General features: G+C 67.8%; 15 protein-coding genes and 1 pseudogene. 1 reads left to right on the top strand and 15 read right to left on the bottom strand.

From position 1 onward, the window contains the following. Positions 1–41 precede the first annotated feature (41 nt). From AC3FOF_RS17600 to AC3FOF_RS17565, 8 genes and pseudogenes are all read right to left on the bottom strand, one after another. A pseudogene (locus AC3FOF_RS17600) lies at positions 42–1,205 on the bottom strand (glycosyltransferase family 4 protein); the annotation flags it as partial. A gap of 91 nt (positions 1,206–1,296) precedes the next feature. Beyond that, a complete protein-coding gene (locus AC3FOF_RS17595; protein WP_035807657.1) occupies positions 1,297–2,454 on the bottom strand; it encodes a glycosyltransferase family 4 protein in 1,158 nt (385 codons plus the stop codon). A gap of 28 nt (positions 2,455–2,482) precedes the next feature. After that, positions 2,483–3,679 carry a glycosyltransferase family 4 protein gene (locus AC3FOF_RS17590; RefSeq protein WP_488727307.1) on the bottom strand — a complete coding sequence of 399 codons (1,197 nt, stop codon included), beginning with the start codon at positions 3,677–3,679 and terminating at the stop codon, positions 2,483–2,485. Positions 3,680–3,717: 38 nt separating this feature from the next. Further along, entirely contained in the window at positions 3,718–5,157 is a 1,440-nt protein-coding gene (locus tag AC3FOF_RS17585) for an O-antigen ligase family protein (protein WP_017230373.1), read from the bottom strand. Between the two features lie 70 nt (positions 5,158–5,227). Beyond that, on the bottom strand, positions 5,228–7,543 hold the full coding sequence (locus AC3FOF_RS17580; protein ID WP_488727281.1) for a polysaccharide biosynthesis tyrosine autokinase: 2,316 nt from the start codon (positions 7,541–7,543) through the stop codon (positions 5,228–5,230). A gap of 61 nt (positions 7,544–7,604) precedes the next feature. After that, positions 7,605–8,741, bottom strand: coding sequence for a polysaccharide biosynthesis/export family protein (locus AC3FOF_RS17575; RefSeq protein WP_276269178.1), 1,137 nt, complete (start codon positions 8,739–8,741; stop codon positions 7,605–7,607). Between the two features lie 17 nt (positions 8,742–8,758). Then, positions 8,759–9,832, bottom strand: coding sequence for a glycosyltransferase family 2 protein (locus AC3FOF_RS17570; RefSeq protein ID WP_488727280.1), 1,074 nt, complete (start codon positions 9,830–9,832; stop codon positions 8,759–8,761). Positions 9,833–10,032: 200 nt separating this feature from the next. After that, the gene (locus AC3FOF_RS17565) at positions 10,033–11,526 is read right to left on the bottom strand and encodes a mannose-1-phosphate guanylyltransferase/mannose-6-phosphate isomerase (protein ID WP_488727306.1); all 1,494 of its coding nucleotides are present in this window, start codon (positions 11,524–11,526) and stop codon (positions 10,033–10,035) included. Positions 11,527–12,084: 558 nt separating this feature from the next. Here AC3FOF_RS17565 and AC3FOF_RS17560 point away from each other — a divergent pair. Beyond that, positions 12,085–14,004: a serine aminopeptidase domain-containing protein gene (locus AC3FOF_RS17560; protein WP_488727279.1), complete on the top strand. Its 1,920-nt coding sequence runs from the start codon at positions 12,085–12,087 to the stop codon at positions 14,002–14,004. Between the two features lie 42 nt (positions 14,005–14,046). Here the strand turns inward: AC3FOF_RS17560 and AC3FOF_RS17555 are convergent, their stop codons facing one another. From AC3FOF_RS17555 to AC3FOF_RS17525, 7 genes are all read right to left on the bottom strand, one after another. Next, a complete protein-coding gene (locus AC3FOF_RS17555; RefSeq protein WP_488727278.1) occupies positions 14,047–15,378 on the bottom strand; it encodes an MATE family efflux transporter in 1,332 nt (443 codons plus the stop codon). Positions 15,379–15,513: 135 nt separating this feature from the next. Next, on the bottom strand, positions 15,514–15,960 hold the full coding sequence (locus AC3FOF_RS17550) for a DUF1330 domain-containing protein (protein ID WP_488727277.1): 447 nt from the start codon (positions 15,958–15,960) through the stop codon (positions 15,514–15,516). Positions 15,961–15,986: 26 nt separating this feature from the next. Further along, on the bottom strand, positions 15,987–16,646 hold the full coding sequence (locus tag AC3FOF_RS17545; protein ID WP_430869718.1) for a DUF2239 family protein: 660 nt from the start codon (positions 16,644–16,646) through the stop codon (positions 15,987–15,989). A gap of 359 nt (positions 16,647–17,005) precedes the next feature. After that, on the bottom strand, positions 17,006–18,709 hold the full coding sequence (locus AC3FOF_RS17540) for a glucosamine inositolphosphorylceramide transferase family protein (RefSeq protein ID WP_488727276.1): 1,704 nt from the start codon (positions 18,707–18,709) through the stop codon (positions 17,006–17,008). After that, on the bottom strand, positions 18,706–21,171 hold the full coding sequence (locus AC3FOF_RS17535) for a polysaccharide biosynthesis tyrosine autokinase (protein WP_488727275.1): 2,466 nt from the start codon (positions 21,169–21,171) through the stop codon (positions 18,706–18,708). The genes AC3FOF_RS17540 and AC3FOF_RS17535 overlap by 4 nt, the downstream gene beginning before the upstream one ends. Positions 21,172–21,216: 45 nt before the next feature. Further along, a complete protein-coding gene (locus AC3FOF_RS17530) occupies positions 21,217–21,939 on the bottom strand; it encodes a Crp/Fnr family transcriptional regulator (protein ID WP_017230717.1) in 723 nt (240 codons plus the stop codon). A 281-nt stretch (positions 21,940–22,220) separates the two neighbouring features. After that, positions 22,221–24,860 (bottom strand): glycosyl hydrolase 2 galactose-binding domain-containing protein, encoded by a 2,640-nt coding sequence (locus AC3FOF_RS17525; RefSeq protein ID WP_488727274.1) that lies wholly within the window; start codon positions 24,858–24,860, stop codon positions 22,221–22,223. Positions 24,861–24,863 lie beyond the last annotated feature (3 nt).

The following is a 24,863-nucleotide window of genomic DNA, read 5'->3' as shown; positions in this document are numbered from 1 at the left end:
TCGAGTTCGTCGTCGATGGCATCGCCAGGCATGGCAGCCGGGCGGCGCACGGGCGTCGCCGCAACGGTGCCGGACAGGCGCGCCGCATCGCGCTCGCGCGCACTGGCAACGAAGCCGCTCAGCGCTTCGCGGAAATGCTCGACCGAATACTGCTCGGCATTGAGGCGGCAGTATGCCGCCGTGAAATTCCCGGCATTGCGCTCGAAGCGCTCCACCGCCGCCACGATCGACGGGACCGACTGCTGGTAGAAGAACAAGCCGGTGGGCATCAGGCTCGTCTCGTCGCACACGGTCTCCAGCGCGCCACCGCGGCCAAAGGCAATGACCGGCGTGCCGCAGGCCTGCGCCTCCACCAGCGAAATGCCGAAGTCTTCTTCCGCGGCGAAGACAAAGGCCCGCGCGCGCTGCATATGCGCGACCACCGAGGCAAAGGGCTGATGGCCAAGGACCTGCACATTTGCCCCGGCAACGCCACGCACCCTCTCCATCTCGGGGCCATCCCCGATAATCACCAGCCTGCGCTGCGGCATGGCCGCGAAAGCCTCGGCAATCAACGGCACGCGCTTGTACGGCACCATGCGCGATACCGTCAGGTAGAAATCCTCCTTCTGCAACATCGGCCGGAACGACTCGATATCGACGGGCGGATGAATCACGCTCGCGCTGCGGCCATAGACCTTGCGGATGCGGCGCGCCACGAACCTGGAGTTGGCGATGTAGTAGTCCACGCCGTCCGCGGTGCGCGAATCCCAGGTGCGGATATAGTGCAACAGCACGCGCGCCAGCACCGAGCGTACCCCCGATTGCAGGTTGCTCTCGCGCAGGTACTGGTGCTGGAGATCCCACGCGTAGCGGATCGGCGTATGCACATAGCTGATGTGCAGCTGGTCGGGCCCGGTCAGGATCCCCTTGGCCACCGCATGGGAGCTGGAGATGACAATGTCATAGCTCGACACGTCGAGTTGCTCGATCGCCAGCGGCATCAGGGGCAGGTAGTTCCTGTAATGCGTGCGTGCCATCGGCAGCCGCTGGATAAAGCTCGTGGTGGCGGCATGGCCATGCAGGAAGTCGCGCTCCTCGGCGAAGTCGATCAGGCTGAACAGGTCGGCCTCCGGATAGCAGAGCAGAATCTGCTCCAGCACTCGCTCGGCGCCTGCGCATGTCACCAGCCAGTCATGCACGATTGCGACTTTCATGGTGGTCATCCTTTGCTGTATTTCCGCTGGAGATGGTGGATGTCTTTCGGGTAGGGAATGCAGCGACCGCTGCGCATGGTGGGCATGATCGGTGTCATCCTCAGAACATGCCGAGGGCTTCGCGGTAAACCGCGGCCACCATGCCGGCGATCACAGGGATATCGAAGCCGGTGCGCGCATAGACCCGGCACGCCAGCTCGGTGGGTACGGCTATCACGCCGGTCAGCGCGTCTGCAATCCCTTGCGCCAGGGCTTTGGGCCCGCAAGAGGACAAGACGAGTTCGGTCGACAGCCCGCCTACGGCCTCGGGTAGTCCACCCACCGGCGTGACCAGCACCGGCGTCCCCGCCGCGAGCGATTCGAGGGTCGTCAGCCCGAATCCTTCCAGTTCCAGCGAAGGCACCACGCTCAGGTCGGCCGCGCGGTAGGCCAGCGGAAGATGCGCGTCGGGCAGCGAGCCAAGCAGCCGTACGTGATCGCCAAGCCCGAGCTCGTCGACACGCCGGCGCAACTCCGCTTCCAGCGGGCCGCGGCCAACGATCAGCAGCATCACATCCGGAATGCGCTTGCGCAGCAGGACGCAGGCATCGATCAGGTCCTCCAGGCCCATGCGCCTGACCAGGCGCCGTATCGACGTCACCAGCGGACGGTCGGTCGGCAGGCCCAATGCCTGGCGCGCGGTGCGCCTGTCCATCTCGCTGCCGAAGCGGGCATAGTCGACGCAACCCGGGACAATGCGGATGCGCGAGGGATCCACGCGATAGCGCGTCTCCAGCACGCGCGCGAATGCGTTCGACAGCACGATATGCAAGTGGCACCGGCTATAGACGATTTGCTCCATCCGGTACTGGATATGGCTGGCGGCCCGCATCACGCCTTCGGCGTGGTTCTCGTCGGCCCATGGCCCATGGAAATGCATCACCGTGGGGTAGCCGCGGATCAGGTCGAGGCCCGGCAGGGTGTACAGCGCAAAATGGGAGGCGATCAGGTCGGGCTTCTCGCGTGCCAGCATCTCGCGCATGGTATTGCGCGCCCGTACCAGGCGCAGCGGCATGGTGGCGCCCGGCCGCGAGAACGAGGCGATGGCGCCGCCGGTATCGCTGGCAGCGGCACCGGAGCCCGCCACCATCCCGCGTACATTGACACCGGCCCCTGGCAGCGCTCCGGTGAGCGTATGGAACACGCGATCGAGCCCGCCGGCACGCTCGGGGAACCAGTGCATGCCGATCTCGAACACCCGCAACAATGAGGCTGTCATGAAGAGTATTTCCCTGTAGGGCGATTGACTACCTGGTGGCCTCCGCGGCCCCGCCGGACGCCATCCGATGGCGGGCGTCCGGTGGCCTGTTTTCCTGCTCGGTACTCGACAGGCGCCGGTATAGCGCCAGGTATTGCTCTCCCATCGCAGCCCAGCCCCGTGGCAGCATGGCGGCCCGAGCTGCGGCGCCCATGCACCGTGTACGCTGCGGCTCGGCGGTGCACGCGCGGATCGCCCCCGCCAGGGCCGCGGCGTCGTCGGGGTCCGCCAGCACCACGCCGGCGGCGTCCGGCACCAGGCCCGACGCGCCCGTGGTACGCGCGGTGATCACTGCCAGTCCGCTGGCCATGGCTTCCAGCACCACCAGCCCCATGGGCTCGTAGCGCGACGGAAAGACCAGCACGTCGCAGCAGCGCATCAGCGCCGGCATTGCCGACACGTGCCCGAGAAAATGCACGCGCCGCGCCAGGCCGAGTTCGGCGGCCATCCGTGGATAGGGGCTGCCTTGCGCCTGGCCTGCAACCGCCAGCGCCACGTTGTCCGGCCCCAGCGCCAGCGCCGCCAGTACGGTGTCCAGGTTCTTGCGCGGCGTGCGCAGGTCGCCGGCAAAGAGCAGCAGAGGCACACCGGGCGGCAGCCCGAAGCCGGCCCGGTCGCCGTTGCCCGGGCGGAACTCCGCCGTGTCCACGCCATTGGCGATCGTCTCGATACGCCCGGCGTCGACACCGATCTGCGCCAGCTCGCCGGCAATTCTCGGCGACACCGCGACCACCGCGCGCGCGCGGCGGAAGGCATGTCCCTCCAGCCAGGCGTTGATGCGGGTGTACAGCACCTGGTACCCGCTATACGGCCCCCCGCGCAGCGTGAAGGGATAGTGCGGCGAACGCAGCCATCCTCCGTGCACGAAGTGCGCGGTATTGACGTCGGCACGCGCCCACGTGATGAATCCGTTCACATGCAAGATGTCGAAGCAATGGCGCCGTCCCATCAGCCACCAGGCGCTCCTGGCCGCGAATACCTGGTAGCGCAGCAGGGCGGTCGGCCACCCGCCTGCACTCACGCGCACCCAGCGCACATGCGGATGCGCGCGCCACTGCGCGGCCACATGGCTGGCCAGCAGGGTCACCTCGCAGCCGGCGGCGAGCGCCGCCACCACGATCTCGTGATTGACGCGGCCCTGGCCATCGTTGCGGTCGACCACGTGCGTGACGATGGCGATGCGCAAGCCCGGCCCGATCGCGCCCGGTGGCATGGCGGACGTGCTCACGATGCCCCCCGCGTGGCGACCATGCGCCCATAGCGGTGCCCGATCACGGGCAGCATCACGCCGAGCTGGAACAGCAAGCCGCCGAAGCCGTTGAGCGAGTTGTCGAAGACCATCATGGCCAGCAGCGCGATCGCCACCCCGACCCCTGCCGAGATCACCCGGTTGGACTTCTGCGTCAGGCCTCGGCGCACGGCCCGCCCAAGCAGCCAGAGCAAGCCGGTGGCGTACATCAGCGTGCCCGGCCAGCCGAGCACGAAAGGCACTTCCATCAGTCCGCTGTCGAACACGCCGTAGCGGCCGAGCTGGCTGGTGGACGAGTCGAGCTTGGTGGCCAGGCCGACGGATCCAAACCCCTGTCCGGAGATATCGTTCAGGGCAACCGAGAGGAAGTTGCCGTAGAACTCGGCGCGCGTCTGGAAGCTGTGATCGTTCTGGAGATCGGCGACGCTCTGCATGGAAGTGAGCACGGTCCCGGAGAATTCCTGCAGCGCGAATACCGGGACCGCCAGCGCGGCCACCAGCAGCGCGCCCAGCAGGACCCGGATGCGCAGCTTGCGCTCGATACACGCCAGCGCATAGATAGCCCCGACCAACAGTCCGCCCCAGCAGGAACGCACCACCGTCAGCAGCAGCGCCACCAGGCCGATCAGCGCTGCCAGCCATACCAGCTTGCCGCGCCCGGCCAGCATGAACAGCAGCCCGCCCATCAGCATGACGGCAAACGGGCCCGCCGAGTTCATCGTACTGCTGACACGGATGGCATAGGGTATCGGCTCGCCGAGCGAGCCCATGCCGGCGTGCAGCATCCAGAAAACATCCCAGGGTGGCACCAGCGCGAACTGGATGAAGGCATAGACACCCGTGACGATGAGACCCCAGGTGAAGGTGACCACCAGCGAGCGGGCATAGCCCGGGTACGACCGCCAGGTGGCGAGGACATGGAAGCCGACCAGGATCGGCATCGTCCATCCGACGAAGCTGTAGAGCGCGGAGAGCGGCCCGTTGCGCATGATGCCGATCGCGAGTCCGTAGCACAGCGCCAGCAGGATCAGCACGGTAGGAAAGGCGCGGCGGGTGGCCAGCACGCGGACATGGGTGAGAAGGGTAAGTCCGCTCAGCATGGCGACGATCAGCGGTGCCGTTTGTATCGGGCTGAAGGGACTGTAGCTGCCGTTGATGAAGTCTGCGATGCGGCGCACCTCGGGTGTCAGGAAAAACAGCCACAGCAGGTAGGAGAGGTAATGCGCCGGATTGCGCCGATAGATGTGGATGCCGATCCCAACGGCGCCCAGCGGAAAGAGCACATCGATGGCGCGGCCCTGGCCCAGCAGCGCGAGCCCCAGCATCAGGGCCAGGAAGCACACCGGCAGCGCCGCCGGCTGCAACTGGCGGCCCGTGCCGGCATGCCCGGGTTCCGCGGTCACGGCGGCGTTCATGCTCCGGCCCTCCCGCGACGGGAACCGCCGGCCGGGCGGAGAGGCCGCGGCACCGCGGCGCGTGCAATGCTCACAGTGCGCCTCCCGCGGCGCGTGCCAATTGCTCGTCGATGCCACGGCGGTGCGGCCTGGCCTCGCGTTCATCCACCGTGTTGAGAATGCCGCCCGCCACATTGGCGCCCGCACGCTGGAGCTTCTTGACTGCTTCCAGGATCTGCTGCTCGGTATGGGCGCCGGCTCTCAGCACCACCACCGCGGCGCCGGCCAGCCCCGCCACCGGCAACGCGTCGTTGAAATCCAGCACGGGCGGCGTGTCGATGATGATCAGGTCGTAGGCACGCTCGTAGGACTCGATCGCCTGGCGCAGGCGCAGGTTCATCAGCAGCTCGGCGGGCGTGGCGTTGTAGTTGCCGGCGGGCACCAGCCACAGGTTCGGCACGCCGGTCGGCACCACCGCCTCCTTGACGTCGATACGGCCGGCCAGCAGCTCCGACAGCCCCATGCCGCTGGCGCGGTTGAAGTAGCCCGACAGGCGCTGGCGGCGCAGGTCGGCGTCGATCAGCAGTACGCGGCGATCGGACTTGGCCAGCAGCGTGCCGAGATTGGACGTGACGAAGCTCTTGCCCACGCCAGCAGTGGCCCCGACCATGGCGACCACCCGGTGCGGCATCTGCTCCACGGCGAACTGGAACTGCGTGCAGATCCCGCACAGCGCCTCGATGGCAGCGTCATGCGGCCGGTTCTCGGCGAGCACGGGCCGGGTGGCGGCGGGCAGCCATTCGTCGATCCGTACCGAAGGGCCGGGCGCCTCGCCTGCGGCCAGTTCCACCGGCGGCGGCAATTCGCCGATCTCATGCGGCATCACCCTGGAGTAATCCTCCAGCCGGCTTTGCGCCGGGCTGAACGGGATGCTCCCGAACATCGGCAGGGCGACGCGGCGCTCGATCTCCTCCAGCTCGCGCATGCGGCCGAAGATGGCGCGGCGGGCGAACACCGCCATGATGCTGATCAGGAAGCCGAGGATCGCGCCGGCCACGATGATCAGCCCGCGCTTGGGCTTGACCGGCGTCGACGGCAGCATGGCCTCGTCCAGCACATGCACGTTGCCCACCATCCCGGCGCGGTTGATCATCAGCTCCTGCGACTTGTTCTGCAGCGAGATGTAGATCTCCTGCGCGATCTTCACGTCGCGCTCCATGCGCAGGCCGGCCTTCTCCGACGCCGGCATATCGTGGAAGCGCCGCTCGAAGCTGTGCTTCTGTTCCTCCAGCAGGCCGAGCTGCTGGTCGATGTTCTGGATGCTGGCATTGCCCGGCAGGAAGTTCTGCAACAGCTGGGTCCGCCGCAACCGTAGCGCGGCAATCTGCCGCTCCAGGTCGAGGCCGCCCTGCAGGTAGGACTGCGCCTCGGTGGTGGGCCGCACCGCACCCTGGCGTTGCTGCAGGCTGGCCAGTTTATCCTCGGCCTTTTCCAGGTCGGCACGCACGCGCGGCACCTCGGTGTTGAGGAAGTCCAGCGTGCGCGCGGTTTCTTCCTGGCGGCGCTCGAGGTTCTGGCGCACATAGGACTGGACCACCGCGTTGGTGATGCTCATGGCCGTGACCGGATTGCTGCTCTCCATCGACAGTTGCACGATGCCGGTCTGCTTGCCCTGCTCGCCGACCATCAGCGCCTTGCCCAGGCCGCCGATGGCTGACAGCTGATTGCTGCGCACCACGGTGAACTCGGTACCGGGACGCGCCACCAGGCTGGCGATGCGGATCGACAGCCCGTTCTGCTCAAGCAGTTCTCCTGCCTTGCCCTCCACCAGCGGCGCGCCACCCGGACCGAACAGCGCATAGCGCCCGTCCTCCAGCGCACGCAGCAGCAGCGGCACGCCCTCCAGCCCGGCCGGCACGGTAAGCGACTCGACATCGACCTGCTCGCCACCCCAGGCGTAGCGCGGCAAGCCGAACCACGGCTCCGACGGCTCGCCCGGCGTAGCGAAGCGCCCCGTCAGCGCTCCCAGCAACGGCACCGCCACCGGCGTCACCGAGATATTGAGCCGGAACGCGTTGACCACGGGCTCGAGCACCGAGCGGCTGCGGATGATCTCGATCTCCGCCTCGGTCGGCACCATCGTGCCCGTGCCCGCGCCCATCATCTGGGTGGCGCGCGCCAGCGGCATGGTGTCGGGGTTCTTGGCCTGCACCTGCACCAGCGCGTCCGCGGAATAGATGGCGGGCAACGAGTAGGCGTACAGGGCCGCCACCGCGCCAACGGCAACCGTAATGCCTACCACCCAGCCCAGTTGCTCGCGCATCATGCGGACGAGATCGCGCAGGATGAACTCGTCATCGTCCAGTGGGAGCGGCGTGCCATAGGGCCGCTGGAATTGCGTATTCATGATGACTCCGTCTGCTCAGGAGGCGGCGCCCATGCCGCGGCGCCGCCCGTGGTCACCGGTATCAACGGCCCAGTTGCCTAGTGAAGAACGCGGTCTGGATGGTTGGCGTGATCTGCTCAAGCACGCGGTTGAACCGCACGGCATCGGAGGTGCCGATATACACTACGTCAAGCGGCTCCAGCCGGAACCGGGTCGATAGCAGCAAGGCATCCACCTGCGTCATGTCCAGGCGATAGACGGAAGGCTGCGTCGGGTTATCGCGCATGCCGCGGATCACGAAGACCTGGCGCGGATCGGCCGCGTGCACGTCGATGCTGTTGACACCGGCGAGCGCGTCGGCAAGCGAGAGGCGGCCCTTGTTCATCAGCAGGGAGGTCGGCTTGACCACTTCACCCAGCACGAAGATGCGGCTGGCGAGCCGGTCCGGCACGTTGACGACGTCGCCGCCCTGCAGGAGAAAATCGCTGGCGCCGTTGCTGCGGCTGATCAGCGTGTCGAGATCCAGTTCGTATACCTGGTTGCCGCGCGTCAGCCTGACCTTCTGCACATCGGCATCCGGCAAGGTGCCGCCCGTGCGGGCGATGGCATTGATCATGGAGAGCGGGACATCGGTGATCTGCAGCGATCCCGGATTCTTTACCAGCCCGGTCACATCGACCCTGCTGTTGCGGTATGAGACCACCCGCACATCGACCCGCGGATCCCGGATCTCTTTCGACAGCGCGGTGGCAATCATGCTGCGCACCTGCTCGGCCGTCTTGCCCGCCACCCGCAGCATGCCCACGGGCGGATAGTAGACCTCGCCATTGGGCGCCACGCGGAATCCGTTCTGCTCCAGCGGCAGTTGCTGCTGCGAGACGTCCGCGCCGGCCCCTACCGGCATCATCTGCATGTTCCCGTTGCTGGAGCTGAGTTGCGGGTTATACAGCACGGTGACCCCCAGCAGGTCCTGCGGGCCGATGCGGTACTCATACTTGGCAATGCTGGCGGCGAGGTCCGCTCCCATGGCGGGAGAATCCTGGCTGTTCGACACGGCGACCGCGTCGATCTGGTTCTTGACGACGTCGGCCGTGATCAGTTGCACCGGATAGACGTCCGTGCCGGTCTTGGCGCCGATGTCGTCGTGCAGCCGGCTGGCGTCCAGCGCAGGGCCCGGCGCCCAGGAGCAACCGCCCAGCGCGGCTACGATCCATAGCATAGGGAGCATTCTTCTGGTTACCATGGCAGCTTCTCCTTTTCGGCAACTTGTTGTGATGGTTGCTGCGTAGCGTCGTGATGCAATAAGAGCGGATTCGGTGCGCCGTGGCCGTCTGTTTCCGCACGTTCGGTATCCTCAAAGGCGTGGGCGCCGCACCGCACCATGCGAGCCGTGCGGGCGGCATGCCCCGCGCGCAGGCCAAGGCGGAGCTTCTGCCACGCGCGTGCCGAGCCGTCGGGCCCGAAGCCCAGCAGCAGCGCCCGCAGCGCGCCAGGGCAATTGCTCGATCCCGCCAGCAGCAGGTAGGCCTGCGCCAGTGCGCCGCGAACGCCGCGCAGGTGATCGCCGAGCGCCAGGTGCAGGTTGTAGCTGGCGTTATAGAAGGACTCGGGATTGAAGCTGGCGCGCTGGTCGGCGTCGGCGCGCAGGGCGGGATAGTGGTCCACGCAGAGGCCGGGGTCATACAGCAGGCGAGCGCCGCGCCGGCGCGCGGCAAGGCAGAAGGCAAGATCGTTATGCACCTGCGCGCCCGCGCCGCGCAGGCGGGAGTCGAAGCGCAACCCCGCGACCGCGCTCCGGCGCCATGCCATGTTGACGCCCTTGAGGATGTCCACCGTGCGCGGCTCGCCGCTGCCGATATGGTGATTCCCGACAATGCGGCCGTACCACCTCAGCAGCCCCACGTCGCGCTCGGCGCCTGCGATCACGCCGCCGTCGTCGTCGTGCACGATGTCGCGCCCGCCTACGCCGGCCAGCCCCGAATCGATGCGAAAATGCGCCACGATGCGCTCGATCCAGTCGGCGCGCGGCGCGGCGTCGTCGTCGGTGAGGCACAGGATGTCGCCGCGCGCGCTGTCGAGGCCACGGTTGTTGGCAGCCACCTGGCCGGGTACGGCAACGGTCGCCACCCGCAGGCCGTGCAAGGCCATCCGGTCCAGCCAGCCGGACAACAGGCGCAGCGTCGGGATGTCGTCGGCGCGTGCCACCACGATCACTTCGTCTGCGCGCCGCCGCTGGCGTGCCAGTGCCCGCAGGCAACGATCGAGATCCTCGCACCGGCGATAGCTCGGAACCACTACGGATACGTCCACCTGATGCCCCCCGTCGCAACGGCAAGCGCGGCCGGACTGCGCGGCCGCGTCATTGCCACTTACCCGATTCAAGCTGCCCGCGCCGCTCTGCTGGCGTTGCGCCGGCGCATTGCGCATGCCGGCATGCGCGGGAAAGACCTGCATATCGGCCCGGACAGGCCAGTCCCTCGCTAGCCCCGGACCGGACATCGCACTCGCATTCACTTTCTCCCGTAGTTGTCTTCAAAGCGCACGATGTCATCCTCGCCGAGATAGGCGCCGGACTGCACTTCGATGATCTCCAGCGGCGTCTTGCCGGGGTTTTCCAGCCGGTGCGGCGTACCGATGGGAATGTAGGTGGACTGGTTCTCGCTCAGGATGCTGACCGTGTCGCCACAGGTCACGCGCGCAGTGCCGCGCACCACCACCCAGTGCTCGGCGCGGTGGTAGTGCATCTGCAGCGAGAGACTGGCGCCCGGATCGACAACGATGCGCTTGACCTGGAAGCGGTCGCCGTGGTCGATGGCGTCGTAGCAGCCCCACGGGCGACGCACCTTGCGGTGGTTGATCACTTCGTTGCCATGCTCGGAGCGAATGCGCTGGACTACGTTCCTGACGTCCTGCACATGCGCCTTGTCGACCACCAGCACGGCATCCGCGGTCTCGACCACCACCACATCGCGTACGCCGACGCAGGCGATCAGGCGGCCTTCCGAATGCGCCAGGCACGAATTGGCGCCGTCGAACACCACGCGTCCGCGCGAAGCATTGCCCTGGGCGTCCTTGGATGCGATATCCCAGATCGCCGCCCACGACCCCACGTCGGACCAGCCGGCATCCAGCGGCACCACCCTGCCGGGTATGCCCGGCAGGGTCTCGAGCCTTTCCATCACCGCATAGTCGATGGAATCCGACTGGCAGGCGCTGAAGGATTCCTTGTGCATGCGCACGGTATCGCCAACGGTGTCGCTGCCCTCATAGGCGGCGCGGCATTGCACATACATGTCCGGCTGGAGCTCGCTCACCGCCCGCAGCCAGACCGCCGCCCGTACCACGAAGATGCCGCTGTTCCACCAGTATTCGCCCGAATCCACATAGTGCTGCGCGAGCTCGAGGTGCGGCTTCTCGACAAAGCGCTCCAGCAGGAAGGCGCCATCGTCTTCGTCGCGCGAGACCCGGATATAGCCGTAGCCGGTCTCCGCCGCCAGCGGCTGTACGCCCAGGGTCACGATGGCGCCGCGATCCGCGTGGCGCACCGCGGTGGCCAGCGCCAGGCGGAACGCGGGGACATCGGCCACGCTATGGTCCGCCGGCGTTACCACCAGCAAGGCGTCGCCGCTCTCGCCGGCGTTGGCCACGGCGTGCAGGGCGGCCACGGTGAGCGCCGGCGCGGTATTGCGGCCGCACGGCTCGGCAAGGATGCGGACATTGTTGCCGCTGCGCTTCATCATGTCGCCGATCATGAAGCGATGCTCCTCGCCGCAGACCACCAGTTGCGGCGCCTCCATGCCGGCCGGCCGCCCGGCCAGCAGGCCCAGGCCATCGAAGCGGCGGGCCGTGGCTTCGAGCAGGGTATCGTCGGACACCAGGTTGATCAGTTGCTTGGGAAACTGCTCGCGGGACAGCGGCCACAGACGGGTGCCAGAGCCGCCGGCCAGGATCACCGGCTGGATCGCCGGCAGCGGCACAGCGCGCGGCGCCAGCGCTGCGGCCATGTCGATACGGGCCGGCAGGCCCGCCACGTCGATCGGGTTGCTCATGATGCCTCCTTGCAAGCGGTGCACCCCGGGCCGGGGATCTGCCGGGTCAGCCTGAACGCCATCGAAGCCGGGCGGCGCGCCGTCCGGCGTCCGCTCCAGGTGGCACCGACCCCTTTCGACCCGTACGCAGAAACGGGTACGCTTCGCGGCTGCCCGGTTTGCCGGCGTCCTTTTCCATGAAGTTCATGCCGGCATCGTGCAGGCATCCGCGCGCCATGCGCGCCACCGGCGCGGGCAGCCACCGTATGGATTGCGATCGAGTCTAGGAGCGTGGCAGCGCCCCATCTGTGCGCTTGCGCACGCTCTCGCGAGCGCCGGCGCCGCGCAGCCGCGAGCCGGTGCGGCCGTGCCTTGTGTTGGACAGCGTACGAATCTTTGGTACGGATACGGTTGTAATGGAGGCCGCTGTGCCGCTGAACGGCGTGGCCCGCTCGGAACCGCCACCGGAGGAACGGAACATGAAGCCCCCGCCGAGACATGTCCCTGCCTTGCTGCGTTGCCATAGGCATGCCGATGTCTGACCGGGCCGGGACACAGGGCCTCGCGACCGCCGGGCAAGCCCCCCCCAACCACATGCTGCCGCTGCTGTTCGGCGGCTGCTACGGATGGCTGCACCTGCCGGGCCCCGCCGTGCAGCTGGCCCGCGAGTCCGGCGGCCGCTATGGCGTGGTGCTGTGCAACCCGTTCGGGCAGGAGGCCGTGATGACGCATCGCGGCTGGCGCTACCTGGCCGAACTGCTGGCGGCCAACGGCATGCCGGCGCTGCGCTTCGACTACCATGGCACCGGCGACTCCGACGGCGCCGAGAGCGATCCGCAGCGCGTGCCAGCCTGGATCGACAGCATCGCCGCCGCCGTGGCCACGCTGCGCGCGCGCACCGGCGTGCAGCGCGTAGCGCTATGCGGCCTGCGCCTCGGCGCGCTGCTCGCGACGCTGGCGGCGCAGGAAATCGGCAACGTCGATGCCCTGGCGCTGCTGGCGCCGGTGGTGCGGGGCCGCGACCACCTGCGCGAACTTCGCGCACTGCAGAGCACGTCCCGCGTGACCCCCGCCGACCAGCTCGATCCTGCCGAGACGGAGCGCTTCATGACGGTAGTCGGCAACCGGCTATATCGCGACGCGGTCGAGCGCATCCAGGCTTGCGATCTCGGCAAGCCGGACCAGTTGCAGCGCTGCCCGGCCGCACGGATGCTGATCCTGTCGGCGTCACCGCTCGACGGCGCCCGCCGCCTGGCCGATGCCGCCGGCGCGCTGGGCTGCGCGGTAGAGCGCGCCCCGTTCCCCGAATACGAGGCCTATGCCAGCTATCCCGAACTCAATGACCTGCCCTGGTCCGCCTTCCGGCATGTGACCGGCTGGCTCGCCGGCGCCAGCCCGGACGCGCTCGCCTTGCCCGGCATCGCCGTCGCCGCGCGCGTGGTGCCGGCGGCATCCCCGCTGCTGCATGGCGATGGCTTTATCGAGCGGCGCATGCATTTCGGCGCGGCCGGCCTGTTCGGCATCCTGTGCGAGGCGCCGGCGCCCGCCGCGGGCGCCCCGGCCGTGCTGCTGGTCAACACCGGGGCCGGCCACCATATCGGCGACGCGCGCATGGGCGTGCTGTGCGCCCGCCACCTGGCCCGGCAGGGCATCCCCTCGCTACGCATGGATCTCGGCGGTATCGGCGACAGCGCCAGCCTGACACTGGCGCGCTACGGCTTCCAGCCCTATGACAGCGCCTTGCGCCACGACGTGATCGCGGCCGCTGGCTGGCTGCGCAGCCAGGGCTACCAGCGCGTGGCGCTGTTCGGCATCTGCTCCGGGGCGTATGCGGGCCTGCATGCGGCCTGCGAGAGCGAGCACATCGCCGGCGCGGTCCTGGTCAACCTGCAGAGCTTCATCTGGCCCGAGGGGCTGGAGATCCAGGAAGTCGTGCAGCAGCGTCCGCGGCAGCGCGATGCCGCCACGCGGACCTACCTGGCCTCCTGCCTGCGCCCGCAGAAATGGGTACGCGTGCTGCGCGGCGATACCGAGATCGGCAGCATCGTCCGCGAACTGGCCAGGCGCGGCATGCTTCGCCTGCGCACTCGCGCCAGCCACACGGCTGGCTGGATCACCGGCGCCGACACGCCGGTCCGGCGGGTGCGCAACCTGCTGCGCCGGCTCGACGGGCGCGGCGTGCCGGTCTGGCTGGTATACGGCGGCTATGATCCCGGGCTCGGCGAGCTGGCCACTTACTTCGGCAGCGGCGGCCGCGTCATGCGGCGCTATCGCAATGTACGGCTATGTATCTCGGATCGGATCGACCATGCACTGCGGGCGTATACCGCGCGCGATGCAGTGCTGGCGCTGCTGGACAGCTACCTGCGTACCCATTTCTGCGTGACCCGGGATGCGGAGGCGGCGCGTGAAAAAGCGCTGCCCGCGGCTGGGATGGAGACGTCGAAGCCCTGAGCCGCCGCCGGCGCCTGGCGGACGAGACAGGGACGCCAGCCCTCAGATCAATCGCTGAACGATCCGGTGACGCCACACGAGTTGGTAGTAGGTCGTTTGCAGCACGAGCATCGCAATGAAGGTAAGTGCATAAGACCACCAGATGCCGGAAATCCCGACCCTGGCATTCAGCCAATAGGCTGCAGGTACTTCAATGCAAAGGATCGCGAACACGCCCAGGCCCGTGGGGCCGAACACGGTCCCGCTGGCGCGCATGACACCGGCCAGGACGTTGGCCAAGCCCATCACGATGACACTCCAGGCAACGATGTGCAGCAGTTCCAGGGCGAGCTCGACGACCGAACCATCCTTCAGGAAAAGCCCTATCACCACAGGTGCCAAACCATAGGCGACAGCAACAAAGCCGCCGGTGACCGCGACGTTCAGCCACAGGCCGGTCCGGACGATGGCGCCGAGCCTGCCGCCACGACCAGCCCCGATGGCATGCGATGCGAGGATGGTCGTGGTGATGCCCAGGGACATGGCAGGTAGCTGCATCCAGCTCATCACCTGGGTGACTGCGCCGTAGGCCGCGGTGGCATTCGAGCCGTGGCGGTTCACCAGCCCGAGCAGCACGATCTCGGCCACGGCCATGGTGAGCATCTGCAGCGACGATGGAATGCCGATCCGCAGGATCTTTCGTGTGATGACTGGATCAAAGCGCACATGGCGAAGCAGTTCGATACTTGGGGCCAACGGATGTGCCTTGCGTCGCCAGTACACCAGCATCCACGTCAGCGCCAGCGCGAAGGCCAGCATGGTCGAGACCGCCGCGCTGGCCACACCCAGTCGGGGCAGCCCGCCCCACCCGCCAAGAAGCGCTGGTGTGCAGACGAGCGAGATCAGGGTGGCCAGCGCCAGTGCCCACAACGGCGTCACTGCGTCGCCAACGCCCCGACTCATGGAGGTGGTCAGCCACAACATGAAAATGAGAGGCGCGCCCATCATCATCAGCCGCGCATAGCTCGTTGCGTCGGCCAGGATATTGGCTGGCGTCCCCAGCCACCGCAGGATCTGAGGCGCGAGGAAACCACCGCAGACACTGACCAGAAGGCCGGCGCAAGCAGTCAGGGCCAAGGCCGACCCTGCTACCGCTCTCGCCTTTGCGTGGTTTCCGCCGCCCCAGGCCTGCCCGACCAGCACCGTGGCGCCGGAGCTCAGGCCAATGACGATGGCCAGGAGAAAAAAGAAGATCGGAAAGAATGCCGAAACCGCCCCGATGGCTTCGACGCCGATCATCTGCCCGAGGTAGATGCCGTCGATAGTCCCTGCGGCGGCTTGCAAGGTATTCGTCAGCATCATGGGGACGAGAATGACCAGGTAGGTCTTCCACAAGGGTGGAGGTTGAGTGGGTAGGGATGGAGATGTCGGACTCATAGGGGATTCCCTGGCCAAAGCGATGGCCACCCGGCGCGGCGAACCGCCCGGAGAAAATACTGACTCGCAGGTTTTGAAAGGAAGCCGGTGTGCCTACGCTGTAGCTGCCCCGACTTCCGAAAGCGGCAGCAGGCGAGAATCTTCAACGGCCGCCATGCGGTGCCCCATTCCAGCCAGGTAGGCTTGATGGGAGGCGAATGCCAGGAACGAATCGGCGCTGTGTTGCCGGACCAGCATTGCCATGTCCCACCGTTCAGCTTGTGGCCCGATCAGGAAAAGGCCACCGGCTCCGAGAAACAGCAGGTCGCCTCCTGCGTCGCGCAGGTAGGGCAGGGTGTGTTCGATGTACCGCTGAAAGGCGGCTGCACCGCTGATGGCTATCTCCGGAGCCAGCTCAGGCGTGGCCGAGTAGTCCGCGGTTTCACGAAAACGCAGCAGGTTCAGCATCACAACGCTGCCTTGCATTTTCCGCATTGCGAACGCACGTCCCGCTTCCTGTGTGGGTTCGAGGTAGCAAGTGGTCTGGTCCGGATTTGCCATTGGGTGGTCCATCTTTCTTTAGTCCTTTAGTTGCCAGGAGCGGATGCCGGTACGCCATCGCCGAAAGCGAGCCGGGTTGCGTGATCGCGCACATCGCCCGGCCACTTGGCGATGAGCGCGCTGAACTTGGGCCGGTCATGCGCGAACAGTGCCCGGGTCGCTTCTTCAAAACCGGGCAGATCCCCCGCTATTGCCGCCATGAAGTGGTAGGCACGCTCGTGCGCCTTGCGCGTCTTGTCTTTATCGCCGTTGGCCCTGCGCGCTTCCTCAACCAGTTTTCGCAGGGCTACCGACGCGCCGCCGGGCTGTGTCGCCAGCCATTCCCAATGCCGCGGCAGCAGCGTCACTTCGCGGGCGACTACACCCAGCTTCGGGCGCCCGCGGCCTCGGGATTCTTCTGCGGCGCCATCCGGGCCGGCGGGTTGAGAGGATGGCTCCAACCTTGCCGATCCGGCGCGCGTGTCCGGCGCGGCAGGCGCAGCCAGCCGGGCCGCCACTTCCTCGTCCGAGCCCCTCGTATCGACATCGATGGAGCGGCCGGTGCCGTCGTCAAAGATCAGCACGGGGCCAACCGCGCCGCTTTCAAGTACTTTTTTGACCACCAGGGCATTCGTTTGCAGGGCCCCGGAGGCGATGCGTCGATAGCCATCGAAGCTTGTGTAGGAATTGAAAAGTGGCTCAGTCATCGCGATGTGCATTCAAGGTGGTGTATTGCCTGAATAATACCCGGATAAAAATCGATGTCAATAATATCCGGGTAAAATTGCATGAGAACATGAGGGCCGGGCTTTCAGGCTTTGTTTGCCCCCCGTTGCCATCCGGGCGCCCAGGCGCTCACGCGGCGCGTTCGCCTTGCTGTGGTCGAAGCGCGGGGCGGGCCCGGAATCCACGCCGCCGATGGTGTGCAGCGAGTGGCAATGGGCAAGGAAATGGCAGGACGCCACGCCGCATTCGGCCGATCGACCTCGAATGTCCGAACGCGTGCGCTGATGCGCCGCCCGGTTCGCCAGCGGCAGCCGCTCCCCCCAAGCAGTCAGAGCCCGGCTCAAATCACAAACTGCCTGCTGACGTGATCGATCACGGTAATGTTCCCCGTCGTAGTCAAATGATGCGACCCCAGCAGCCGTTTGCGGAACGTCGGATCGATCCGTGACACCTGCCGCTCCTCGTATGCCAGCTCCGATATCGTCAGGATCTCGTTAACGATCAACCCTTCGCCATAGCGGTCGAAACCCTGCCGCTGCGCCAGCCGGAACAGCCGGTCGCCTTCGGCGATCAGGCCGGCGTTGCGGCCTCCGGCGGAATCGATCAGCACCGGGTTGCCGCCGCCGAACGGCTTCCAGCCCTGCCGCAGCGGCGAATCGTTGGAGAACAGGTAGAGTTCGCTGCAGTGATCCTTGACGCCGGACTTGTCGATGCTGGTCAGCATCCACCAGCGCCCGCCGCGCTCGAACACGATGGTATCGGCGGCCGAGACCCCGTCCATCGCCACCGCGGCAAGCTCCCATTGCCGCGGGAATCCGGTGCACCGGTAAATGCGGATCTGTTCCGAATCCGAGCATTCCGGGCACATGTAGAGGTCGCCCTGATAGGCAAAGAGATAGGGAAAGGAGAGATGGAACGGCTCCGCTATCACAGCACCGAGATCCATCACCTTGGTCCCGATCACCTCGAGCACCGAGATATGGGCGCGCCGGCGCGCGTATACATAGTCTTCGACAAAACAGAACAGCCGCCCGTCCGGCGCCTTCCAGAGGAAGGGATCAGCCCAGAAGCGGCCCTTCGGCGAGGCGACCTCCACAGCCTGGCGCAGGTCGGCATGGCGCCAATCGCTCTGCACGATCGAAATCCCGAACTTGCGGCGCAAGCTGAGCGCGCGCTGCGCGCCTTTCACCGCCGCGCGGCCCAGGGTGCGCATCGCATAGCGCAGGATATGCACGGTGCCGGGCGGCCCGCCCAAGGGCAGATGCTGCCGTCCGGGCGGCGGGCCCGCCAGCCGGCGCGGCTGGGATGCGGGCATGCGGCGCTGCGCCGCGATGCTCTGCAGCAGGCCTTGCAAATGCACGTTGGCCTTGCGGTAGAGATGCGCCTGGTTTTGCAGGAAGCTGATGCGGGTGGCGAAGCGACCCCGCACCAGCACTTCGTCGCTGCGTGCACCGCTCAGGCGCTGGATGGCGAAAGCGGTCGACGGCAGGCGGTGGAAGCATTCCCAGAAACCGGCCGGCCCCGCCTGTTCCGACGCGCTATCGCCAAAATGCATGCGCAGCACGCCCAGGCGAGCCGCGTCCAGCATGCCGCCGGTGGGCAGGCCGGGGCCGCAGCACAGCAGCACATCGAGTTGCTGCTCCCGCACCCGGGCCACAGCGGCCGCATCGAAGGCATGGCCGCCATCGGCCTGCACGCGGGGCGCCTCCAGGTCGATGCGGCCGGGCACGGCGGCGCTGAGATCGTGATGGGACAAATGCGCGCGGTAGGTGCCGCTCTGGCGCAGCAGGATGTTCTCGACCCTCATCAGCGTACGCATGCAGCGGGTGGACAACGCGTGCGCCAGGCGCGCGAACGCTGGCGCGTGCCCGCCTGGCGCAGCACGCGGCGTGCCGTAGACGAGCAGGTGGGATATGTCGATATCGGGCTGCGCTTGCGCCCATAGCACCAGTTCGCGCACATGCTGTAGCGCGCAAGCATCGTCAACCAGCAAACCCACGGCCAGCGGCTTTCCCTGACGGGCCTGCTGTTCAGCTTCCGTCATATCGCGTGCTCCGCGCTGCGATGCAGATAAGCGCTGGTGTCGGCATGGCTGCCGCGGCGGGGCCGGATGCCGTTGAGTACGCCGCCGATCAGCCTGGCCTGTGCGCGCTCGAGACGCTTCAGGGCCTCGGCCACTTTTTCCTCGGGCGTGTCGTCCGCGCGCACGACCAGTATGGTGGCGCCCGCCAGCCGGCTGACCAGCGTGGCATCGGCGACCGCCAGTACCGGCGGCGTGTCCACGATCACCAGGTCGTAGCTTTCATCGCAGCGCTGCAGCGTGTCGCGCAAGGCGGGCAGCATCAGCAGCTCCGAAGGATTGCCCGGCGGCGTGCCTGCCGCCAGCAGCGACAGGCCGCTGACGGCCGTGGGCCGGATCGTCTGCTGCAGGCTCACGCGTCCGCCCAGCAGGTCAGCCAGGCCCGGCGAAGCCGGCTGGCCGAAGCGCGCGGCCACGTCGCCGCGCCGCAGGTCGGCATCCACGATCAGTACCCGCCAGCCGGCCTCGGCGGCGAGCACCGCCAGGTTGATGGCGTTGAATGTCTTGCCTGCGCCAGCGGTGGCGCTGGTCATCGCCACGATGACATTTTCCGCCGTGTCCATGCTGAAATGCAGCGCCGCCCGCAGGCCGCGCAGCCCCTCCACCGCCAGCGCATGCGGATGCTGGCGCGCAAGCAGATGGCGATCGTGCAGGGGCGTGGCGGGTGCGGCCGGCACGCAGGCAGCGGCGGCGGCAGTGGCCACCAGCGGCGACAGCACCGGCAGCCCGTGCATGGTGCGAGCCACCAGTTGCGGCAGCGCCGGTGTGGCATTGCCGAGCAGCAACGGCACCGGCGCGGCGGCTGGCGCGGCGCCGGCGGCAAGGCAAGCCTGCGCAGGCGGCTGGCGCTCCAGCCGCGCCTGTTCCGGACTGAAGCAGATTTCACCGACGATGGGCAGCGCGCAGTTCCGCTCCAGCGTGACGGCGTCGGCCATATGGAAGCGTGCGCGCGCCGCCAGCCATGCGCCGCCGCCCCCAAGCAGCAGCCCCAGCAACGCGCCCGCGCCGCTGATCAACAGACGGTCGGGACCGGCCGGTATCAGGGGCACCGCAGCTGCGTCCAGCAACTGCACGTCGCTGCGGCTGTCTGACTTCGTGAGCGAGAGCATCTGGGCGCGATTGCGCAGTGACATATACGTGTCCTCCGCCACCTTCACGTCGCGCGTGAGCGAGACCGACTCGCGCTCGGCCTCCGACAGGCCCTGAAGCCTGCTGTCGAGCATGCGACGATCCCCCTTGAGTTGCGCGATCTGCTGATCGATCGCCCGTACCTCCTGGCTCTCCGGCATGTACTGGCGCAACAGGCGCGCGCGTTCCAGGCCCAGCGCGGAAATCTGCCGCTGGTATTCGATGCTGCCGCTCAGGTAGGACTGCGCGTCCTGTGTCGGCTGCATCGAGCCGGCATGGGCGCGGTAGCGGGCCAGCGCGCCTTCCGCCATTTCCAGCTCCGCGCGTACCCGCGGCAGCTCGGCGTTGACAAAGGCGAGCGTGCGCGCGGCCTCGTCACTGCGATGCCGGACCTGGCTTTCCACATAGGAGCGCGCAATGTCGCCGACCACGGCCACTGCCAGCCTGCGATCGGGATCGCGCCAGGCGATGCGCACGCCCTCGCCGGCCGATGCGGCGGCGGGTGCGCCGGCAACGCCTGCCAGCCCGCTGCCAGGGTCGCGCTCGCGCGTGCGGTCGTCCACCACCAGGGTGCGGGCAAGCGCGTCGACGGCGCTGACTTCGTCGCGGCGCATCAACACGAACCCGGTGCCCGGACGCGCGCTCAGCCTGGTCACCCGCAGCACGATGCCGCCCGCCTGCGCCAGCTGCCCGACTTCGCCCGCCAGCAGCACATGCCCGTCGGGCCCCACCAGCCGATAGTGCGTGCCGTCGAGCGCGGTGAGGGCCAGGCGCTGGTTGAGCATGGCCTCGGGCAGTTCGAATTCGCCCACCGAGATCTGCTCGCCGCCCCAGGCATATTGCGCCAGCGCACCCAGCGGTGGCGCGACCGGCGAGCCGGATACGGCCCCCTTCAGGCGCGCCCAGAGCGGGCCGGCCACCGGCAACTGGTGTCCCGCGGCAACGATGTCCAGCCGGTTGTCCCGTACCACCGCCGTCAGCACGGCGCGGCTGGTGAGCGCAGCCAGGTCGAGATCGGCGGCCTGGGAGCCATTGCCAGGCTTGCGGCCGGAGAACCCGCGCACCTCGTCGGTCTCGGGCCGCAGCACGACGTCCGCCTGGTACAGCGAGGGGAGCGACCATGCATAGAGCGCGGCCAGCAGCGCGGCGACGGCGGCCGAAGCCAGCACCCAGCCGGCATGGTCAAGCGTCGCCCGCCACAGCCCGGGCCGGGAAAAAACAGGCACGCCCGGCGCGGCGGGGGGCACGCCGGATTGCGCGAAGGAACTCACGTGCGGCTCTCCGATGGAATTGGACATGCAGGTACGCCGGAGCGCAGCCTCGAAACATCGCCGACGCCCGGCTCAGACGTTCGCGAGCGCGGGCAGCAGCCGATCGAACTCGCGCTTGACGAGCTTGTAGCACTCACAGGAATGCGCCTCCAGTCCACGCCGGTCCAGCACCGTGATGTGGCCGCGGCTATGCTGGATCAGGCCCAGGTCCTCCAGCTTGCCGGCCGCTTCCGTGACGCCTTCGCGGCGCACGCCGAGCATGTTGGCGATCACCTGTTGCGTAATCACCAGTTCGTTTGAAGCCATGCGATCCAGCGCCAGCAGCAGCCAGCGGCACAGTTGCTTGTTGAGCGAATGATGCCGGTTGCACACCGCGGTCTGCGCGATCTGGGTGAGCACGGCCTGCACATAGAGCAACGTGACGCGCTGGATCGCCGGCGAGTGCATGAACTCCTGCCTGAGCGTGGCGGCCGAGAGACGATAGGCGAAGCCGGGCGCGCGTACCTCGACGCGGCACGGCATGGTGTCGCCACCGGTCAGCACCGGAATGCCTACCAGCCCTTCATTGCCGATGGCGGCGATTTCCACGGTGGCGCCATCCTCCAGCAAGGAGAGCATCGAGACAATGGCGGTGGTCGGGAAGTAGACATGATGAATGCGCTGCCCGGAATCCGTGAGCAGCTGGCCGGCACGCATGCGCACCAGTTCAAGGTGCATGGACAATGACTCCCAATCCTTGCGCGGCAAGGCCCCAAGCACGTGATTGACGTGCAGATCCGAACGCTGACTGATCATTTCCCTCTCCCCATGACCAGCCGCACGCAACCTTCGACCGGGGCCGGCCCGCCGTATTCCTTTCCGGGGGACCCGCGCCGACCACCTATTCTCTGACCCTGGTTCGCACGGCATTTGTGTCTGTATTAAGTGCCATATGTGGCCCGTCCAACAGTAGCCGCACGGTTGAAACCAGATCATCCTTCGGTCGGTTTGAGATGCGCGCGGCCGCAGCGCCAGCGCGCGAGGATGACGGTCGGGAGACGCCTGGCAGCCCCCGGCACCCACCTTCAGGGCTCGCCTCAGGCGCATGGTCCGCAGTAGGCGATCGCTCGGCGTGCGTTGAGCGCATGCACCTCCCCCATCGGGATAGGGTCCGGCATCGCCGCGCCTGCGCCCCGGCCTCCACCTTTCGCACCCTCATCGGGAAGAAGTTTCACGCGCCGCCGGCTCCCCGGCGCGAGATGGAACCAATCGTACTCGGCATGAAAGGCCACATCGTCGATATGGACCCAGCGCGCGAAGCGCCGCGTCGATACCGTGAGCCACCAGTCTCCGTCTTCGCGCGCCAGTTCGGCCGCCAGCTCGGGCGGCTCGAGCGCGTCGGCGCCGCGGTCGGGCAGGTAGCAGGCCTGGCTCAGCAGGGCGCCGGTGCCGGGGTCGGTCAGGGCCGCGCACACGACGTCATGCAGGCGCGGCCCAAACCGATAGGCATAGGTGAAATCGAAGAACGCACCGGCCAGCTCCGCGCCGCCGATACGGCACACGGAACGTGGCGCCAGGCACAGCTCCCGCGCCACGTCGAGCAGCACGGTCTCGCCGTCGCGCCAGCATTGCAGCCGCAGGCGTACCGCGCGCGGCGCGGCGCTCTCGTTGATCAGATGCAGATGAATGCCATTGAGCCCTTCGTCGGTGATCAGCACCTGCAGCGGCTGCCACACCTGGCGCAAGGCGTGCCAGGCCGACTTGGGCCGCGCCAGCGCATCGACAATGCCCCAGCCTGCCCCGGGCAGCAGGTCCTGCAATTGCCACACGAGGCCGCCCGAGCAGGTGGAGCCGGCGCGCCGCCATTCGCTGAAAACGTCGGTCATCAGTTCGGACACCACGGCGCGGGACAATTCCAGGTAGCGCGCGCTGTCCTCGTAGCGCACGCGCGCCGGGTCCACCCTGAACAACGCGCGCAGATAGAAATCCCGCACGTCCTCGAAATCCCACCCGCTGCCGGCGTCGCGCGGCACGCGCGCCTTCCAGCGCGGATCGTGCACCGGCGGCACCGGCAGGGCGTCGGCCATGGTGCGCGCGCACGGCACATTCGAGAACGCAAGGCATTCGGAGCTGAAGCGCACGTTGGCGCGGCGCGCGTCATCGAGCGAGCGCTGGTAGGCGCCCACGCCGTAGTAATGCGTCACGCCGCTGTCGGCCTGGAAGGGCCAGGCGCCGCCGGACGGCGAGTTGCGCACATAGACCGCATCGGGATGCCAGGCCGCCACGCAGGCCGGGATGATTTCGTCGAACAGGGGCTGGCGCCAGCTTTGCGCGGGCGTACCCATCATGGCGGCCTGCTGCTCGGCCTCGCTGCCGCCGCACAGCACCGCCACGCTGGGGTGATGGCGATGTGCCGCGAGCCATTCGCTGACCTCGCGCGCGGCCTGCGCCGCCAGCGGCCGCGCGGCGGCATCGGTAGCGCCCGCGTAATCGAAATTGGCGAACATGAAGTCCTGCCAGACCAGCAGGCCGAGCGCGTCGCAGGCTTCGAAGAAGGCCTCGCCCTGGTAGCAGGTGACGCCGCTCACGCGCACCATGTTCATACCCGCGCGATGTGCCAGCGCCAGCCATTTTTCCACTTCGGCGGGCGTATCGGCATGGCCGGCGAGATCGTGGCTGGTCCAGCAGGCGCCCCGGCAGAAGATGCGTTCGCCATTGATGCGAAGCGCGAAACCGTCGCCATCCTCCGCCTCGCCGGTGCTGCTTTCCCCACCCACGCCACGGTCGACCTCGATGCGGCGGAAGCCAACCTGCCCGCAGTCGATACGTTCTTCGCCTAGCCGCAAATGCACGGGATAGCGTTCGGGCGACCCGTGCGTGTGCGGCCACCACAAGCGCGGCCGGGAAATACGCAGTTCGCCCTCGTAGACAATGCCGGCGGCGCCGGCCTCCATCGCCACCAGCGGCACCTCACGGCCATCGGCGCACAGCATGAGCGGCATCGCGGGCGGCAGCATGGCGACATCGCGCAGGCGCAGCCGGATCGCGCCGTCCCCGCCGGCATCCCGCTGCGCACGCGCTTGCCCGCCTTCCAGCGTGTCGAGCCGCGCCTGCAGGTCGAAGCGCGCGCTCAGCAAGGGACTGGCATCCGCCGACAGCGGCAGCAGGTCGACCCCGCGCCATGGCCCGATGGTATGGACGGAGGGGCACCAGCCGGGCATGTGGCCCAGCAGCGTGGTGCGCACCAGGCGCAGCGAGGACGGTGTGATCATGCGCGGCTTCCAGCGCACCGGGCCACGCTGGCCGCGCAGCCAGCGATGCAGCGAACGGAAGCAGATGCACAGCACGTGCGCGCCATCGAGATGGAGTTCGGCTTCGTGCGCAGCGAACATGTTCTGCGCGTCGAGCACGCGCGCTTGATCCAGCCAGACTTCCGCCACCGTGGCCAGCCCGTGCAGGCGTAGCCGGTAAGCGCCAGCGCCGGACAGCGCGACCCGGTACCAGTAGTCGTGATCGTGCAAGGGCCGCGGGGCCGCGGGCTGCCATTGTCCCGCCGCTTGCAAGGCCTGGGCAACGGTGCCCGGCACCTGTGCCTGCAGCCACGGGCCGCGCCCCGCCAGCGCCGCCGGCGAGGCCACGGCGCCGGCGGGCGTCTCGAGCAGGGCCCAGTCGCCGGCGAGCGGCCGGCGGTGGGCAGGCCGTCCCGGAGCAGGCGTCAGCACGAGCGGCGCATGCATGGC

The organism is Cupriavidus sp. 96C5-1, from assembly GCF_057798855.1.
Note: the sequence above shows the minus strand (reverse complement) of the source record. Positions and strands in the feature narration are given on the sequence as shown.

Bases quoted from the DNA above. Each gene is read 5' to 3' on its own strand.
- AC3FOF_RS17540 (WP_488727276.1), bottom strand. From the start codon at position 18,709: ATGACGGAAGCTGAACAGCAGGCCCGTCAGGGAAAGCCGCTGGCCGTG.
- AC3FOF_RS17585 (WP_017230373.1), bottom strand. From the start codon at position 5,157: ATGAACGCCGCCGTGACCGCGGAACCCGGGCATGCCGGCACGGGCCGC.
- AC3FOF_RS17575 (WP_276269178.1), bottom strand. From the start codon at position 8,741: ATGCTATGGATCGTAGCCGCGCTGGGCGGTTGCTCCTGGGCGCCGGGC.
- AC3FOF_RS17595 (WP_035807657.1), bottom strand. From the start codon at position 2,454: ATGACAGCCTCATTGTTGCGGGTGTTCGAGATCGGCATGCACTGGTTC.
- AC3FOF_RS17525 (WP_488727274.1), bottom strand. From the start codon at position 24,860: ATGCATGCGCCGCTCGTGCTGACGCCTGCTCCGGGACGGCCTGCCCAC.
- AC3FOF_RS17535 (WP_488727275.1), bottom strand. From the start codon at position 21,171: ATGTCCAATTCCATCGGAGAGCCGCACGTGAGTTCCTTCGCGCAATCC.
- AC3FOF_RS17530 (WP_017230717.1), bottom strand. From the start codon at position 21,939: ATGATCAGTCAGCGTTCGGATCTGCACGTCAATCACGTGCTTGGGGCC.
- AC3FOF_RS17550 (WP_488727277.1), bottom strand. From the start codon at position 15,960: ATGGCAAATCCGGACCAGACCACTTGCTACCTCGAACCCACACAGGAA.
- AC3FOF_RS17580 (WP_488727281.1), bottom strand. From the start codon at position 7,543: ATGAATACGCAATTCCAGCGGCCCTATGGCACGCCGCTCCCACTGGAC.
- AC3FOF_RS17545 (WP_430869718.1), bottom strand. From the start codon at position 16,646: ATGACTGAGCCACTTTTCAATTCCTACACAAGCTTCGATGGCTATCGA.
- AC3FOF_RS17565 (WP_488727306.1), bottom strand. From the start codon at position 11,526: ATGGCCGCAGCGCTGGCGCCGCGCGCTGTGCCGCTGCCGGCGATCCAG.
- AC3FOF_RS17560 (WP_488727279.1), top strand. From the start codon at position 12,085: ATGTCTGACCGGGCCGGGACACAGGGCCTCGCGACCGCCGGGCAAGCC.